The organism is Metallosphaera tengchongensis (assembly GCF_013343295.1).
Lineage (GTDB): Archaea > Thermoproteota > Thermoprotei_A > Sulfolobales > Sulfolobaceae > Metallosphaera > Metallosphaera tengchongensis.
Map to the genome: position 1 here is coordinate 849,395 of NZ_CP049074.1, position 14,956 is coordinate 864,350.

Genomic DNA, 14,956 nt, shown 5'->3' on the forward strand with positions numbered 1-14,956 from the left:
ATATTTTATTTACCGTTTTCACTTCTTCTTGTGGCCGAGGATAACTTTACCGTAACCCCATGGGAAGTTAAGGGAAAGGTCGATTATGACAAATTAATTGTCCAATTTGGAACCCAGAAGATAACTGACGAGCTTAGGAAGAGCATCGAGTCTGCCATAAACGACAAACTACACGTGATGTTGAGGAGGAATGTGTTTTTCTCCCATAGAGATCTAGACCTGGTCCTCAACGACTACAAGAGTGGAAAGGGGTTCTTCCTTTACACAGGCAGGGCACCATCCTTAGGAATGCACATAGGACATATGATACCCTTCCTGTTTACAGCTTGGCTTCAACGTGAGTTTGGAGTTAACGTTTACATAGAGATAACAGATGACGAGAAATTCATGCGGAACCAAGACTATACGCTTGAACAAACTAGACAGTGGGCTTACGACAATATCCTGGATATAATAGCAGCAGGTTTTGATCCAGATAAGACTTTCATATTCCAGGACACGGAGTACATAAAGAACATGTATACTCTGGCCATCAAGGTAGCCAAGAAGTTAACTTTCTCAGAGGTTAGAGCTACTTTTGGCCTTGACGTTTCCTCCAATATTGGAATTATCTTCTATCCAGCCCTTCAGATAGTCCCAACTATGTTCGAAAAAAAGCGCTGTTTGATCCCTGCAGGGATAGACCAAGACCCCTACTGGAGGCTTCAGAGGGATATTGCGGAGAGCCTTGGGTATTACAAAGCGGCTCAAATACACAGCAAATTCTTACCTCCTCTTACAGGTCCTGAGGGAAAAATGAGCTCATCCAATCCTGAATCTGCAATTTACCTTGTAGATGATCCAAGGACTGTTGAAAGAAAGATCATGAAGTATGCTTTTTCTGGGGGTCAACCCACTATTGAATTACAAAGAAAACTTGGCGCAAACATTGACATAGACGTGCCGTTCCAATGGCTATACTACTTTTTCGAGGAAGATGATGAGAGGATTAAGAAGATAGAGGAGGATTACAGAACGGGCAAAATGTTGACAGGGGAAATTAAGCAAATACTTGCTGAAAAATTAAATCAATTCCTTGAAAAACATAGGGAAAGGAGGGAGAAGGCCAAAGAAATGGTCAAAGACTTCAAATATGAAGGAAAGCTAGCACGAAGCATGTGGGAGAAAATTCACGAATAACTAATTTTTAAGATGTAACTTCTTTAGATAATACACTACTAGGTTTGTGGATATGTCAAGTTCCTTGGCAATTTTATAAATGGACGCTCCACTTTTATACATCTCAGCAATTCTCTGCACTTTATCTTGAGTTAGTTTTCTCTTTGTCTTTACAAGGTTGTGCTTCTTGAGTATTCTCAATACAGTGTTGGAATTCATATTGAGAAGTTTGCTAATTTTATTAGCGCTATACCCCTGCTTTCCGTACTCAATCACCTGTTGAATTAGTTGAGGGGGAGTCTTTCCACGGAACTGAACCCCACTATCTTTGAGTATTTTCCTAGTTCTTGAGTAGCTCATGCTGAGCTCCTTAGCGATCTCCCTTATTGACCTCCCTCTATTGTACATTTCCTTTACTTTTTCAGTAATGTCCTCTTGCATAATAGAAAGGAGTGGGTGTATCTTTTTATATTTTTTCCCAAAATCTTTTTTAATCTACTTATAACTTTTAGAGGTAGAGAGTTGTTCTTTTTCGTTTATTATAGCCGTTCTAATATTTTGGTACAATAAAAATATTTCCTGAAATTATTGAAAGCAGATCCTATGACGATATCTACACACTTTTAGAACTTTAAGAATGAGCGTAGCTTTCTGGAATTGGTTTAGATTTTTAATAGTTACATAGTTCCATGATTTAACCTCTTTGATGGAAAGAAGATGAAAACTCTTAAACCGTATAGGGTTTATTGAGTTGTGGAAGGTTTCCTAGTACCCCTTACTGGTCTTATTTTGGGTTTGTCTCTAGCTGCACCTCCAGGACCTGTTAATTCAGTTATTGCTTCCGAGTCCTTACGGTCGAAGCTCCACGGAATGAGCGTGGGTTTAGGGGCTATGACAGCGGATTTTACCTTTTTCCTCCTTACTTTCTTTTTCGGAAACTTCATTCCAATAGAGGTTAGATACGTCTTCTACATTGTCGGAGGCATTTTCATGATATGGCTCTCCATTCAAGTTCTAAAGTCTTCCATGTCCTCAAGGACCACCAGAGGGAACTATATCACGGGGCTCCTCATGGGACTTACCAACCCATTTCAAATAGCTTGGTGGCTTACCAGTGGTCTCTTTATGGTTCAAGAGATTGGGATTCTAGCTATCCCCGGTTTCTTTGGAGGCATAGTAATCTGGATCACAGTGTTTCCAATATTTGTGCATAGATATGGAAAAGGAATTTCGCATCTTATAAAAATAGTATCATTCCTAATTTTATTGGCTTTCGGCTCTTACGTCCTCATAGAGGGCATAGTTCTCATAGCCCACTTATAATCCCAGACAGGTCTGAGCATAGCTCTGAGGCTCTTATCTTCATCTTCTCAATAACTTCACTCTTATCTACATTGTAGATATACTTTGGTCTTCCCCCTTTAGATCCAGAACTTTTTTGCTTAGATACTAACCCAGCGTCAGACAACCTTTTCAATATTAGGCTCGCCCTGCTCTTACTGATTCCCAACTCTTCCGCTATGGAGTCAACATCCTTACCATTGTTGCTTCTTATTATTTTAACGAAAGCCTCTACATCAGCCTCTGACAGACCGTAACCCACCATTAGGAAACGCTTTAGGAGGATATTTCTTTCAGCTACCTCATTTATCAATTAAATTGCACCGTTTGACATTTAGTTTTTATTGTTTTTAAAGTTTTATCTACTTTCAAGCCTTAAATTTTTAATCCCAAAGCTCCCATATAATTATTTGCAGGATAGATAATGAACCTAAGGGAAGAGATAATCAATTTATTAAAAAATAGACCCATGATCTCGGAGGAGCTTAGAGACAAATTAATGGAAAAGGGGGTTCGTTTTTCCCCGTTGGAATTCAGGGAGACCTTAGCTTCAATGGTTAGGGATGGTACAGTAGAGAAAACCCCTGATTACGAAAGGAGGAAATTTTACTTCAAGTTGAGGTCTGGTAGTTTCTGATTCTCTACCATTTCTATTACTTTGTCAGCTATACTAAGGAACTCCTTAGATGCGGGTGAATCGAGGTATTTCAGGAAGAACGGTTCTCCTAAATCGTTGGACTCAGCTATCCTTGGATCCAACGGTACTTGACCTAGTAGGGGGACTCCCAACTCCTCAGCCATTTTCTTACCCTTGTCTTGCCCAAAGATGTAGTAGTTCTTAGACTCCGACGGGCACACGAAGTAGCTCATGTTCTCCACAACACCTAGGATTTTGGTGTTGACTGTCTTAGCGAAGTTAATGGACCTCCTTACAGCTAGTGTAGACACTTCTGATGGAATTGTTACAATGATGAAACCAGTTATGTTGGGGACTAGCTGAGCCACGGACAGAGCCTCATCCCCTGTTCCAGGGGGCATGTCAATTAGAAGGTAATCCAATTGACCCCAGTTAACGTCCCCAAGAAATTGCCTTATTGCAGAGTGTTTTATGGATCCTCTCCATATTACTGGAGTGTCATCTCTTGGTAACAGGAAGTCAATTGAGACAACCTTTATCCCGAAGGGACCATTTACCGGGTTTATACCGTTATCGTCGGCGGTAAGCATCTGACCCCTTACTCCCAGCATCTTAGGAACTGAAGGACCGTGGAAATCTACATCTATAATCCCTACCCCTTTGCCTGCCGCTGCCAGGGCCATTGCTAGATTCGACGAGACGAATGACTTCCCTACACCACCCTTACCGCTAAGTATGGCAATCTTATATTTCACGTTCTTCATTCTGGATTGGACCTTTAGGTCAGCACCCTGCACCTGAGGAGCTGCTGGGGCCTTTCTTAAATCTCTAGGCTGTTTAGCCGGTTGAGGAGATTGCAATCTGAATGGATTGGAACTCATATTCTCAATTAACATATGTTAGCGATTAATTAATAATCTTATCTAAGTAGAAAAGCAACTCTTGGATATCCTGCCTATCTAGCCAATCTATGTCGTGATCGCATGTCTCATTCATTATTTTTCCCACAACCTGATCCACTGAGAGATTAGTAGTATCTATCTCGCATACCTTACCGAACCATTCTTTAGCCTCCGTGGACACATAACCCAAAATTTCTGCCTCTACGTTCTCAACTATCTTAAGTTTACTCCATCCTCTTTGACTTAATTCCTCAAACAGTCTTCTTGGATCCCTTCGTAGGACTACGACTCTATCGGCGTTGTTAATTAGGGACGGATAGACCGTCTCGATAACGATGTTCTTCCTGTCCTTTAGGAACTTTTCCAGCTCCTGGGCAACTGTTTCGTCATCTATCTCGTAAGAGGATCTAGCTTCATCGTATTTCACGTAAAGTCCTTTTTCTAAAACGAAACTGGATACGTGAAGGTAATCCATTCCGGTTAGTTTGGAGAGAGCCAAACTTACTGCCGTCTTTCCAGTACCTGGAGAACCTGAAATAACAACTATCATCTAAAAACAAGGAGGGTTTCCAAACTAAATAACGTTACTGATATTCCGACTAAGGTTAGTTTAACTTTAACAGTGCCGTCAGACTTCAGTATCTCGTATACACCATAGGGGAACATTAAGGTTCCAATAATTAACATAATCAACTCTATAGTATTCATATATTCCTATTTTCCCTGAAAATAGATAAAAGGCGTCTCCTCGTAATAGCCAGTAACACACCAGCTAATATTCCACCTATGTGAGCTACATAATTCACGTTGGGTATGATATCGCTCAGGACAAAAACGATTATAAGTAAAATAATACCGTTCCTATCTATCCTGTTAAACTCTAACATGTCATCGGCGATATAAAACGAAAGTATTCCAAAAATCCCACCTGAAGCTCCAGCAGACGCCACAAATGGGGAGAAAAACGCTAGGGTCAAGATGTTCCCCACAACTCCAGATATTACGAAGACCAGATACTCATACTTTCCAGCCTTGGAACCAAAAAGATAGTATATTACTCCCATTGAGAAAAAATTAAAAATAAAATCAGTGAAACTGTTTGTGACAAATATTGACGTAACTAACGCGGTGTAGTTGCCTCTCAAAACCAGGTAGTTTATTTGAATGAGCAGTGAGAACAAATAGGGAGAATATGTATAAGTTATTATACCAATTAAAAATCCTATAAGAATGAATATCATCAGAACAAGTGTGGCATTAAACTTTATTTTAGATCTCCCCTGTGAGGAACATCATTACTAGAGACATTGCTATTAATATTACCCATACTACCACGTTCCACCTAAATACTTTTAATCCGTCTAAAATCCAGAATGGCAACAGGTTGAAGAAGCCAACTACAGCGTTGAAGCCGGCAATAGTTTGAAAGATAAATGACAGCAGGAAGTTAGGCGTGAATGCAGCCAAAGCTAGGAATAGGGCAGAAATTACCAAGTTGGTTATGGGACCGGCTGCAGCTGTAATTCCATCAATTCTTTTATCAGCTGAGAAGAACCTGCATGAAATTAAGGTATATCCGGAGAAAAATACAAGACCGAAGAAAGGTAATAAGTTGATAATAGTCGTGAATAGGAATCCTGTAAAATTTAAGGTAAACCTTGAGTAGCACCCATATTGCCTAGCTGTTTGCCTATGGGCCAATTCATGTGGTACTATGGCTATGGTAGCTGCTAAGACTGCAATAGCTATTCCTAGTCCAGCGTGATAGAGGGTAATACCCTTAACGGCTATGGAAAGTATAGCGAGCGCGAAGGATTCAACCTCGCCTAGTCTGCTGAACCTCCATTCCCACTCTCTCAACCACGACAAAACTCATCCGGTTTAGAGAGTAACCTAAGAGTTTAAATGCATGAGCATAATACTGTCCTTCTTTACGAGATCCACTCCTGTGGATTCTACTTTCCAAAGGAGAGCCTTCTCATTTTCCATGGCAACCATATATTTTTCATTATTCTTGGAAATTATTCCCTGGAATTCTATATTTGACAATTTTCTGAATACATTGAACGATTCGAAAACTACAAATTTGTACAGGAAAGGCATGGTCATTCTATAACTATCTAGTCTCTTACCATAATTTAGGATTCTTTCAGCAACTTCGGAGAAATAGAAAGGTTCCAGGACTCTTATTTCATTTATTCCATCTAAATTGGAGATGACTAAGAAGACTCTTCTGGTTTTCTCGGAGGTGTTCACCCAAACCTCCAATACCCTAGAGTGGCCAGGCGATACTGAGGAACCCCAATAAACAGAGTAACTTACAGAGTTATCGTTCATGAAATCTACGATAGCCTCAACCAAGACAGAGTCTGGAACTTTAAGTTGCTCCAGCTCCTTGTGCAAAAAGGTAGATATACAAAAGAAGTGACCTCCTGCGGTCACTCCCTTCCTACCTTCACACAACATATCTACACTGACTTCAAATACCACGAAAAATATTATTTTGACTAAACCCTTATATACTTTGCATACGCTTCAGCTTCTATTTTCATGTTTTTGGATATTAACATGTTGAGTAGTTTCCTATCCTCCTCGCTCTTTGGTGTATAGTTGTTCAATATCTTCTCCACCTGTTCCAAGAGAGCTAGTGCGTCTTTTAGAGACTGCATGCTTAATGATAACTTAGCATTGAATAAATAGGTTACATTCGTAAAATTGGTATTTCCCAAACCATATTTACCATGGTATACCATAGTCATTAGACATGAAATACGTTATACCATGGATCCTGCTGATGCTGTTGCTAGCTCCAATTGCACTTCAAGCACAAAACTATTTCGTTTACAGCGATTCCCCTTTCTTGTCCTCACAGTACAAAAGCGTGGTGGCTGAAAACATTGTAAAAACCTATTTTAACGTAAGTTCTGAAAGCGACATCTACGTCATTATCAATGGAACCTATAATCACTCCCTAGACTCATTGGAGAACGTGACGAAGTATTTACCTGGAGCTAGAATATTAACACCATATGAAATATTGAAACAGTATAATGAAAAGTATCTTGAAGAAATCCAACCCCTGCTAAATGAGACCGAATCTAAATTGACTTACGCACACATGATATTTCTGAACCTCACGCAACTAAGATCTGATTTACTAAAGAATATTTCAACATTTCTTTACCAATTGAACGTCACCTATGGTATCCCTTTAGGCAAAAACGTGAATGCGCCTCCTCAGGTGATCGAAGAGTATAAGACCTATTACCTATTAGCCTTGAATAACCAATCTACAATAAATGCCTCGAGATTGGCAGGATACCTTACGTTCAAAGACCCTTACGTTATTTTCTTTGGGTTTAACAACTATACCAACAAGAGCCTGGCGATAAGTTTTCTGAAAAATTTTTCCAATTATTCATTATTAATATATCTTTTAACTGGACAGAAACTACCAACGGATGCCCTGGAGGATCCGGGGAACTTTTCTCTTAGTCTAATCGAAGAACAGATACCTCCTCCTAACTTATCCCTCCAGGAGTTCCATAGAAATGACTCCTGGCTGTTCATTGTCCAGGTACCTAGCAATGAGAGTCTTAATGCCGTGAACCTCTTTATGGGGAAGGTCAACGGTATAGTTACAGGGCACCTTCCCATATACGCTCAGTCGGAGATGTACACAGATCAAAACCTTAGGATAATTGACTTTGTCACCGTAACCCTTGTGGGGATATTATTGGTACTTCTACTGAGATCCTTGGCACCTATCCTCATACTCGTGGGAAGCGCAGTGGTGGGAATAGAGGTCGCATACGCTATTCTCATCTTTCTTGGAAATTTCGGGTATCATATATACTACATTTCAGGTCTAGTCATACCACCCATTGTGTTCGGGATAGCAATTGACTATTCACTTCTCTTCATATACAGGTATTTCGAGGAGCTTAGGGAAGGTACCAAAGACCCCCTGAAAAAAGCATTCAGGACAGCAGGTAGAGGGGCAATATTTAGCGGTCTCTCCATAACCCTTGCGTTTCTGTCTTTTCTGATATCATCCTCACCATTGCTTAAAAACATCGGAGTTGCTCTCACCGTAAGCTCCATTTCCTCCCTACTTCCCTCTGTACTTTTCACGTACTCAGCCCTCTTAGGTATGTCCACTAAGACTCTCGCCTTCCCTAGGAAGAACGTTCCGAACCCATCAGATTCCAGATCAAAATACTTGAGCTTCATGGTTAATCTATCCATAAGCAAGAAATACTTAGTAGTCCTTGCAATGGTAGTTTTATCAGTACTGTCAATCGCGGTATTTATGACCCACCAGACCAACGTCAACGCTAACGAGATAGTTCCCTCCAATGCTGAGAGCATCGTTGGTCTTCAGGAGATTTCCAAGATGTTCAATTATAGCACTGATTACGGGATTCTAAGGGGAAACCCCAACTCTTCCTATGGTTACATACTCAATATTTCAAAGGAGGCTATTGACAGAGGGGCACTGGTATACGGTCCAGCGTCGTTTGGAGACAAAGTTTTTAGCTCTCCAAGCGTTCTCGGAAACTATTTCTACAGAGACGGGTACACACTAATTGAGTTTCTAATACCTTATCCCGTGTTTAGTAATGGAGCTATCAATTTTACAAAGTGGATAATTTCAACCAACCTCTTAGTAGGTGGAAGTAACGCTCAGAGAGTGGACATAGTGTCTAATACTGTTCACGTTTACTATAGTTTCACTTTGCCCATGACAATTATTCTAATCTTGGTATACCTTGGACTTCTTCTAAGGTCAATAGCTCTGCCAGTTAGGCTAGTCCTTTCATTACTCTTCAGTTCCCTAGTTGGGGTAGCTGTCATGTTCTTGGTGTTTGGGAATACGTACTGGCTTTCTCCACTTATAGTATTCGCCCTCCTTTTCAGTCTAGGTATAGATTACGATATGTTCATTGTGCTTAGAATAAAGGAAGAAACAGGGGTGGAAGATGAGAGAGTAAGAAAAGGGGTAGAGAAAACAGGACTAGTTGTGACTGCAGCGGGCCTTATCCTTAGTGGAGCCTTCTTCTCTTTGGTAGCTGTTAATATGATGTTCTTGAGGGAGATAGGGTTCTCTGTCGGATTTTCCATTCTCTTCGACACTTTCATTGTGAGACCTTTGATAGTACCGGCCATAATGTCGATTTTAGGGAAGTATAATTGGTGGCCCGGAATTAGGAAGAATAGAGCCTAGCTATCCTTGTAACCTTAGTTGCTACCTCCAGTGGGTTTTGACCGAAAACGTAGGCATTGGGCTCTAATCCATTCCCTCCCAAATGAACGACAACCTCGGGACAATCCCCCATCTCCTTGGCAATCATTTGGGCAATGGCGTCGTCATCTCTTCTGTCTGAGGGACCCACTTTTTTATAGGTAAATCCCTCGTTAATTAGGATATTCTCTATTTTATCGTCATACTTTACATTCATCACGGATCGCCATTTCTTACATCGATCCTTTATTTTGAGCAGAACTGTTGCCAGATGTTTGCTACCTCCCCACATCGGCTTAGAAGCTGGAGTAGGGAGATCCCCTATTACCGTAATCCTTCCAGGAACTGCGATTACGTCTAACACGTCTTTAGGATCCTTCTTGGAGAAGGCAATGTTACTAAGAACTTCTGGAATTAGCTTTGAGACCTCCTTGCTCTTGAGTACGGTTATGGCTAACCCAAGCTCACTTTCCTCTTCCTCCTTATATAGACCCTGACATATCTTACAGTCTAGTGGTATCGATGAGTTTAACGATCTATGGAAATTACAAAACCTCAGTTCGCTCAATAGGAGAAGACCTAACGTGGTAATATACAAGGACACCTCTTCTCCTCTGCCATTCAAAACCAGACTAACGAGGGTACTAACAAGTGAATCTATCTCATCCTTTTTTAGTCCCAATTCCACGATCTTGTCGATGTATTGTTCCTCGTCCTCGTCAAGATATTGCTTAACTGCTGGCTGGGTCACTCCTACCAAATAGGAGATCTTGTTTTGGCTCATTCCCTGAGCTCTAAGCCTTTTAGCCACTAAACCTCTAACGTTAGGTAGAAGAATGTCCGTGATCAGCGAAAGTGGAGTATCTAACACAGTAGTGAGATTAGAAAACGAGAATAATTACATTTTTGACAAAGTAGCTGCTGTTGATGGGAGCCTGCACGAGTTTTATACTGAGGAGGGCCTCAGCTCCTACGTTAACGCTTGCGTGGTTTTCTTTGATTTAAAGGGAAATCTAATTCGATACCTGGGCTCTAAGGTCAGGGAGATGATAGTTAACGGAAAGGGAGAGGAAGCCATGAGAAGAATCGAGTATGAGGAGGCAAACTCTATTTCTGATACTTCAGTAATATTTATGGATAGGAAACTAACCATGGACGTTTCGCTCGGGTTGAAAGTTCCAGACTCTGTAATTGCAATTGTGAAGGACTTCGATCAGCTTGAGAGAAGAAAACTAACCAACATTCCTAAAGCGCCTTGGCTTATTCTCGATGAAGGAGAAATTAGACAAGGCTATGTAAAATTAAAGGAAGGAGGATGGGTATTTAGGCTCGAGACAAACGTCCGTTGGGACAAGGAGAAAATTCTTGCGCTACTTTACCTGCTATCTAGAGAGCCTATACCAGAAGCTTTAGGCTACAACTACCCCCTGTATTTAGTTGATAAAATGGCTAAATTTTATAGGGATCGGGCTAAGAGAGCCTTAGATTTCCTGTCCAATAAGCAGTTGATTAGATATAGAAGCTTTAGAAGTTTAGTTGAAGGAAGGAGAAACTCATGGAGTTCGAACCAGTAACCGGAAGACTAAGGGAAGTCAGGGTCATCACCAGACCTACCGCAGATGGCAGAAGCTCCATCTCCTTCAGGAATTTCGTTGTAGAGATGCCTTTCACAAAGGAGTTGAACCTTAGCATCGGGTCTCTTCTAGCTGTGGAGACCATGAGACCAGATACTTACCTTATCCTAGAGGTAGCTGACTACGTGCCTGTTCACTACGGCATGATTAACATGGACGGCTCAATACCCAAGGAAATCAGGGACCAAGTCATGGAAGAGGTCGAGAGGAGTTGGCAGAGGAAAGAAAATCCAGAGATGTGGATAGACGTTTTCACGTACCCAATAGGATACCTAGCCACCCCAGAAGGGTTCAGGAAAGGATACGTTCCTCCACTTCCAGGCTCAATGGTTAGGATCTTGAACAAAGAATCTTTTAAAAACTTCGTCTGCGCAAAGGATGGAGTTGATATAGGGACCGTAATAGGACAAGGCGTTCCACTCACAATAAACCTAAATAAAGCCCTCATATACCACATTGGGATTTTCGCCTTTACCGGGTCTGGTAAGTCCAACTTGACAGCTGCACTCATAAGGAGAATATTACGCTACACTAACGCGAAAGTTGTAATCTTCGATGTATCGATGGAGTACTCAGTGTTACTCCTAGACCAACTATTGACCCGAAATTCCAAGATACTTACCACTGACAAGTATCCTCCAGACCTATCCCTCTCAACAAGGAAGTTCATGAGAACTCATGTAATTCCTGAAGACCTAGAAGAGATCAGAAAAGACTTAACTAAGTCCTTCGAAGAGCTTCTCCGCGAGGGAAAAGTTCAGACTTTGTACGTACCTCCTCAGGGAGTGATAAATATGACCTATGGTGACCTTCTGAAACTTGTAAAGGATCAGATTGAGGATAAATACACCGCGTTCTCGCAAAAGCCACTATTTAGCCTGATGCTGAAAAAGCTTGACGCGTTTATGAGGGAAAACAAAGTAAGCAAGGAAGCCCTTCTTGACGCCGATGTTATTCCCATTATAGAGGAGATCGAAAGTGAAGGAAAAACTGCAGGTTTGAAAGACAACGCTGTCATATTTTCGTTTCTCTCGACCTTAAGGTCTTACGTTAACTCTGAAACTGTCGAGACTGAGGAATATGATGTGGAGAAATTGGCAATAGATATCCTTGATAGAGAGGAGAGTTCTCCTAGGCTATTCATCCTTGAAATGTCAAATCTAGAAGAGGCCAGAGAACTAGTTGCCTACCTAATAGATGAGGTAATGAATAGGAGAAAAAGGTCTTTCAGTAACACTCCCATACTGTTCGTCCTAGATGAGGCTCAGGAGTTCATACCCTTTGACACTAGACAAAAGGATAAGAGCGAGCTCTCAAGCAACGCAGTAGAGAAGCTGTTACGCCACGGGAGAAAATATCACCTTCACGGACTAATCAGCACGCAGAGGTTAGCCTACTTGAACACCAATGCCCTTCAACAACTTCATACATACTTTATAAGTGTGCTACCGAGACCATACGATAGACAGTTGATCTCAGAGACCTTCGGAATCAACGATACCTTACTGGACAGAACGCTAGATCTAGAAGTGGGACAATGGTTGCTCGTAAGTTTCAAGGCATCATTACCTCACGATGTTCCAGTATTCTTTAATGCCCCGAATAACTTAACTGAATTAAGGAACGAACTTGAGAAAAGTGGATCAACTAATCCTCCCCATGATACAAAATGAGGAACTAAAGCGCGCCTACATGAGCGTTAATAGGGAAGATTTCCTGCCGGAAAAAAACGCTAGGTTTGCCTACGACCCTGAGTGGATCGACAAGCCCATACCGCTCAACGATAGAGTAAACATGACGGCGCTATCTTTAGGAATCAAGATGTTGGACTATCTAAACCTGAAAAGGGGGGAAAGGGTTCTTGAAGTGGGCACTGGGAGCGGATACTACACAGCAATTATTGCGGAGGTGGTTGGTAGCGAAAATGTTACAACCGTAGAGGTAGACCCTTGGGTTTCAAATTTCGCCTCGGTGAGGCTCAGTAAATACAATATAAAAGTCGAAACTACTGATGGCACAATTGGTTTTCCGAAAAAGGCGCCTTACCAAAGGGCCATAATCTGGGCAGCCATGCCCACTATGCCATGCCTAGTTTACGAACAGTTGGAAAGGGAAGGTATTCTAATAGTCCCTATAGGAACCCAAAAGGTCCAAAACCTCTACAGGATAACTAAGGGAGACCAGGCTAGAATGGAGAGATTGGAGACCGTAATTTTTATGCGGGCACAAGGTCTATGCGGGTTCTACGACTGAGTACACAAGAAAGACAGGCTATTCCTCATACTAGATAATTGAAAATCGTTCAAGATCATGAAAACTCACCCTTGATAAAATAGGCTGACCTTTGAGAAGGGTACAGTAAGACACTAGTACTAATAATGAATGAAGGGATTAAACTCCACTCTCAAATCGATCTAACACAAGAGGAGACATCAACCATTTAGGAGTTTTAGGCCCATATCACTTAAAAGCTAAATATCGAGGCTTACCACATCTATACGTGATACTTAGGGTAACCTTCATCACAAAGACTAACCCTTCCATAGAGCTTAAACTAAGCAATAACACGCTGACTATTCTAGACATAAAGGCAGAGGGAGAAGTTCAACGACTGCTTGTGGAATTTAAAGGTGACGAAAACTTAATTCAACAATTACATGGAAATTTTACAAAGGTCTCAAAGCTAAAGTATCTTGGGACGCTCAAGGTTAGTGGGGTCGTGGAGAACATACTTTCAAAATATCTTATAGTTAACGGCGTCGTTAGCGAGAGCTCAACATTGTGGACAGTCATATTGAACGGGTATCAAGAATTAAAGAAACTTCTCAAGGAGCTCCACGAAGCTTTAGTGGACGTAAAGGTGATCAAGGTGACAAAATACAAATCTGAGGACATTCTAACGGCTAGGCAAGAACAAATCTTAAGGATTGCCCTGGAAGCTGGATACTATGAATTCCCAAGGAGGATAACCATAAGGGCCCTCGCTGAAAAGCTAGAACTCAGCGTTTCGTCTCTCTCAGAGATAATAAGAAGGGCTGAAAAGAACGTTATTGTTAACTACTTCAACGAAAAGGGGTTATAATGCACGGAGGACTGAGCTGGGGGAACGGAAAACCGTCCCCAATCAAGGACTTCAGCGTCAACTTAAACCCTGTAGGGGTTCCCAAGTTCTTGGAGGAGATATTAGAAGAATCCATGAGAAGGAAAGTATATCTCTATTATCCAGACGACTATCTCACTCTTAAGAGAAATATTGCAGAGATTTATGACGTAGATTACGACCTCGTAGGCGTGTTCAATGGAGCTAGCGAGGCCATCTCTAGATTAGATAGAGCGCTCTCAGTCCCAGAGCCAAATTATCAGGAGTACCCGAGGGGATCAATTTACTTAGCCTCAGAGGGATCGGAGGAGTTTTACTTTCCATTACAAGGAAGTTCAGTGATAGCGAGCCATCCGAACAATCCCACCGGTTCTCCTTTACGTAAGGAGGAAGTGGTCAATTTCCTTGAGGCCGGTAAGGAACTAATAGTAGATCAGTCATTTGCTGACATAAGCCCCGTAGATTCCTTCATCCCATTAGTCAGGGACTTCCCCAGTTTATTAGTAGTGTCTTCATTTACGAAGAGTTTCTCCATCCCTGGCTTAAGGATAGGGTTTACGATTGGTAAGAAGAGCAAGCTCCTTGAAAGGGCGTCCCCACCTTGGAGAGTCAATAGTATTGCGTACTACATTTTTGCCAACGTAGATCCAAAGGAGGTTAGGAGGTTCTTCAATTACAGCAAGGAGAAGACCAAGGAAAACCTGGATAAAATCAGTAGATATGGAACTAGATTGAAATTTTATCGATCCTATGCTCCATTTGTTCTTGCCGAAGCAACAATACCTACAGCGAATCTAAACAGGGAACTCCTACGAAGGGGGTATTATGTAAGGGACTGCTCTAATTTTGTAGGTTTAAGATCAAATCACTTCAGATTTTCGCTCTCTAACAATTTCATTGAGCTTCTAAAACAAATTGAGGAAATACTTGTGGGTTGAA

At 41.4% G+C, this 14,956-nt stretch carries 18 protein-coding genes; 9 read left to right on the forward strand and 9 right to left on the reverse strand.

Annotated features, from left to right (window positions below):
* Positions 1-30 precede the first annotated feature (30 nt).
* Positions 31-1,179 (forward strand): tryptophan--tRNA ligase, encoded by a 1,149-nt coding sequence (locus tag GWK48_RS04525; protein ID WP_174630018.1) that lies wholly within the window; start codon positions 31-33, stop codon positions 1,177-1,179.
* Here the strand turns inward: GWK48_RS04525 and cbp1 are convergent, their stop codons facing one another.
* The gene (cbp1, locus tag GWK48_RS04530) at positions 1,180-1,599 is read right to left on the reverse strand and encodes a CRISPR DNA repeat-binding protein Cbp1 (protein ID WP_246263909.1); all 420 of its coding nucleotides are present in this window, start codon (positions 1,597-1,599) and stop codon (positions 1,180-1,182) included.
* A gap of 312 nt (positions 1,600-1,911) precedes the next feature.
* On the opposite strand from cbp1, the gene GWK48_RS04535 reads away from it, so the two are divergent.
* Positions 1,912-2,481: a LysE family transporter gene (locus tag GWK48_RS04535; protein ID WP_174630020.1), complete on the forward strand. Its 570-nt coding sequence runs from the start codon at positions 1,912-1,914 to the stop codon at positions 2,479-2,481.
* Here the strand turns inward: GWK48_RS04535 and GWK48_RS04540 are convergent.
* Positions 2,465-2,764: a helix-turn-helix domain-containing protein gene (locus GWK48_RS04540; protein ID WP_425487494.1), complete on the reverse strand. Its 300-nt coding sequence runs from the start codon at positions 2,762-2,764 to the stop codon at positions 2,465-2,467. The genes GWK48_RS04535 and GWK48_RS04540 overlap by 17 nt on opposite strands.
* A gap of 159 nt (positions 2,765-2,923) precedes the next feature.
* On the opposite strand from GWK48_RS04540, the gene GWK48_RS04545 reads away from it, so the two are divergent.
* Positions 2,924-3,136, forward strand: coding sequence for a hypothetical protein (locus GWK48_RS04545; protein ID WP_174630024.1), 213 nt, complete (start codon positions 2,924-2,926; stop codon positions 3,134-3,136).
* Here the strand turns inward: GWK48_RS04545 and GWK48_RS04550 are convergent.
* The 6 genes from GWK48_RS04550 to GWK48_RS04575 form a co-directional block, all read right to left on the reverse strand.
* A complete protein-coding gene (locus GWK48_RS04550) occupies positions 3,106-4,017 on the reverse strand; it encodes an Mrp/NBP35 family ATP-binding protein (protein WP_174630026.1) in 912 nt (303 codons plus the stop codon). The genes GWK48_RS04545 and GWK48_RS04550 overlap by 31 nt on opposite strands.
* A gap of 25 nt (positions 4,018-4,042) precedes the next feature.
* Positions 4,043-4,588: an adenylate kinase family protein gene (locus tag GWK48_RS04555; protein WP_174630028.1), complete on the reverse strand. Its 546-nt coding sequence runs from the start codon at positions 4,586-4,588 to the stop codon at positions 4,043-4,045.
* A gap of 154 nt (positions 4,589-4,742) precedes the next feature.
* Positions 4,743-5,279: a rhomboid family intramembrane serine protease gene (locus GWK48_RS04560; protein WP_174630036.1), complete on the reverse strand. Its 537-nt coding sequence runs from the start codon at positions 5,277-5,279 to the stop codon at positions 4,743-4,745.
* A 28-nt stretch (positions 5,280-5,307) separates the two neighbouring features.
* Positions 5,308-5,907 (reverse strand): zinc metalloprotease, encoded by a 600-nt coding sequence (locus GWK48_RS04565; RefSeq protein ID WP_174630038.1) that lies wholly within the window; start codon positions 5,905-5,907, stop codon positions 5,308-5,310.
* A gap of 24 nt (positions 5,908-5,931) precedes the next feature.
* Positions 5,932-6,528, reverse strand: a complete 597-nt coding sequence (locus tag GWK48_RS04570; protein ID WP_174630040.1) for a hypothetical protein — start codon at positions 6,526-6,528, stop codon at positions 5,932-5,934.
* 17 nt (positions 6,529-6,545) lie between these two features.
* Positions 6,546-6,707, reverse strand: a complete 162-nt coding sequence (locus GWK48_RS04575; RefSeq protein WP_174630042.1) for a hypothetical protein — start codon at positions 6,705-6,707, stop codon at positions 6,546-6,548.
* A 95-nt stretch (positions 6,708-6,802) separates the two neighbouring features.
* On the opposite strand from GWK48_RS04575, the gene GWK48_RS04580 reads away from it, so the two are divergent.
* Positions 6,803-9,265 (forward strand): MMPL family transporter, encoded by a 2,463-nt coding sequence (locus tag GWK48_RS04580; protein WP_174630044.1) that lies wholly within the window; start codon positions 6,803-6,805, stop codon positions 9,263-9,265.
* On the opposite strand, the gene GWK48_RS04585 is transcribed toward GWK48_RS04580, so the two are convergent.
* The gene (locus GWK48_RS04585; RefSeq protein WP_174630046.1) at positions 9,246-10,154 is read right to left on the reverse strand and encodes a thiamine-phosphate synthase family protein; all 909 of its coding nucleotides are present in this window, start codon (positions 10,152-10,154) and stop codon (positions 9,246-9,248) included. The genes GWK48_RS04580 and GWK48_RS04585 overlap by 20 nt on opposite strands.
* On the opposite strand from GWK48_RS04585, the gene GWK48_RS04590 reads away from it, so the two are divergent.
* The 5 genes from GWK48_RS04590 (at position 10,120) to GWK48_RS04610 (ending at position 14,955) form a co-directional block, all read left to right on the forward strand.
* The gene (locus tag GWK48_RS04590; protein WP_174630048.1) at positions 10,120-10,857 is read left to right on the forward strand and encodes a DNA double-strand break repair nuclease NurA; all 738 of its coding nucleotides are present in this window, start codon (positions 10,120-10,122) and stop codon (positions 10,855-10,857) included. The genes GWK48_RS04585 and GWK48_RS04590 overlap by 35 nt on opposite strands.
* Positions 10,839-12,590 carry an ATP-binding protein gene (locus tag GWK48_RS04595; RefSeq protein ID WP_174630050.1) on the forward strand — a complete coding sequence of 584 codons (1,752 nt, stop codon included), beginning with the start codon at positions 10,839-10,841 and terminating at the stop codon, positions 12,588-12,590. Before GWK48_RS04590 ends, GWK48_RS04595 begins: the two co-directional genes overlap by 19 nt.
* Positions 12,556-13,170, forward strand: a complete 615-nt coding sequence (locus GWK48_RS04600) for a protein-L-isoaspartate O-methyltransferase family protein (protein WP_246263910.1) — start codon at positions 12,556-12,558, stop codon at positions 13,168-13,170. Before GWK48_RS04595 ends, GWK48_RS04600 begins: the two co-directional genes overlap by 35 nt.
* A 247-nt stretch (positions 13,171-13,417) precedes the next feature.
* Positions 13,418-13,999: a helix-turn-helix domain-containing protein gene (locus GWK48_RS04605; RefSeq protein ID WP_174630053.1), complete on the forward strand. Its 582-nt coding sequence runs from the start codon at positions 13,418-13,420 to the stop codon at positions 13,997-13,999.
* Positions 13,996-14,955 carry an aminotransferase class I/II-fold pyridoxal phosphate-dependent enzyme gene (locus tag GWK48_RS04610; RefSeq protein ID WP_174632545.1) on the forward strand — a complete coding sequence of 320 codons (960 nt, stop codon included), beginning with the start codon at positions 13,996-13,998 and terminating at the stop codon, positions 14,953-14,955. The genes GWK48_RS04605 and GWK48_RS04610 overlap by 4 nt, the downstream gene beginning before the upstream one ends.
* The last annotated feature ends 1 nt before the right edge of the window (position 14,956 follow it).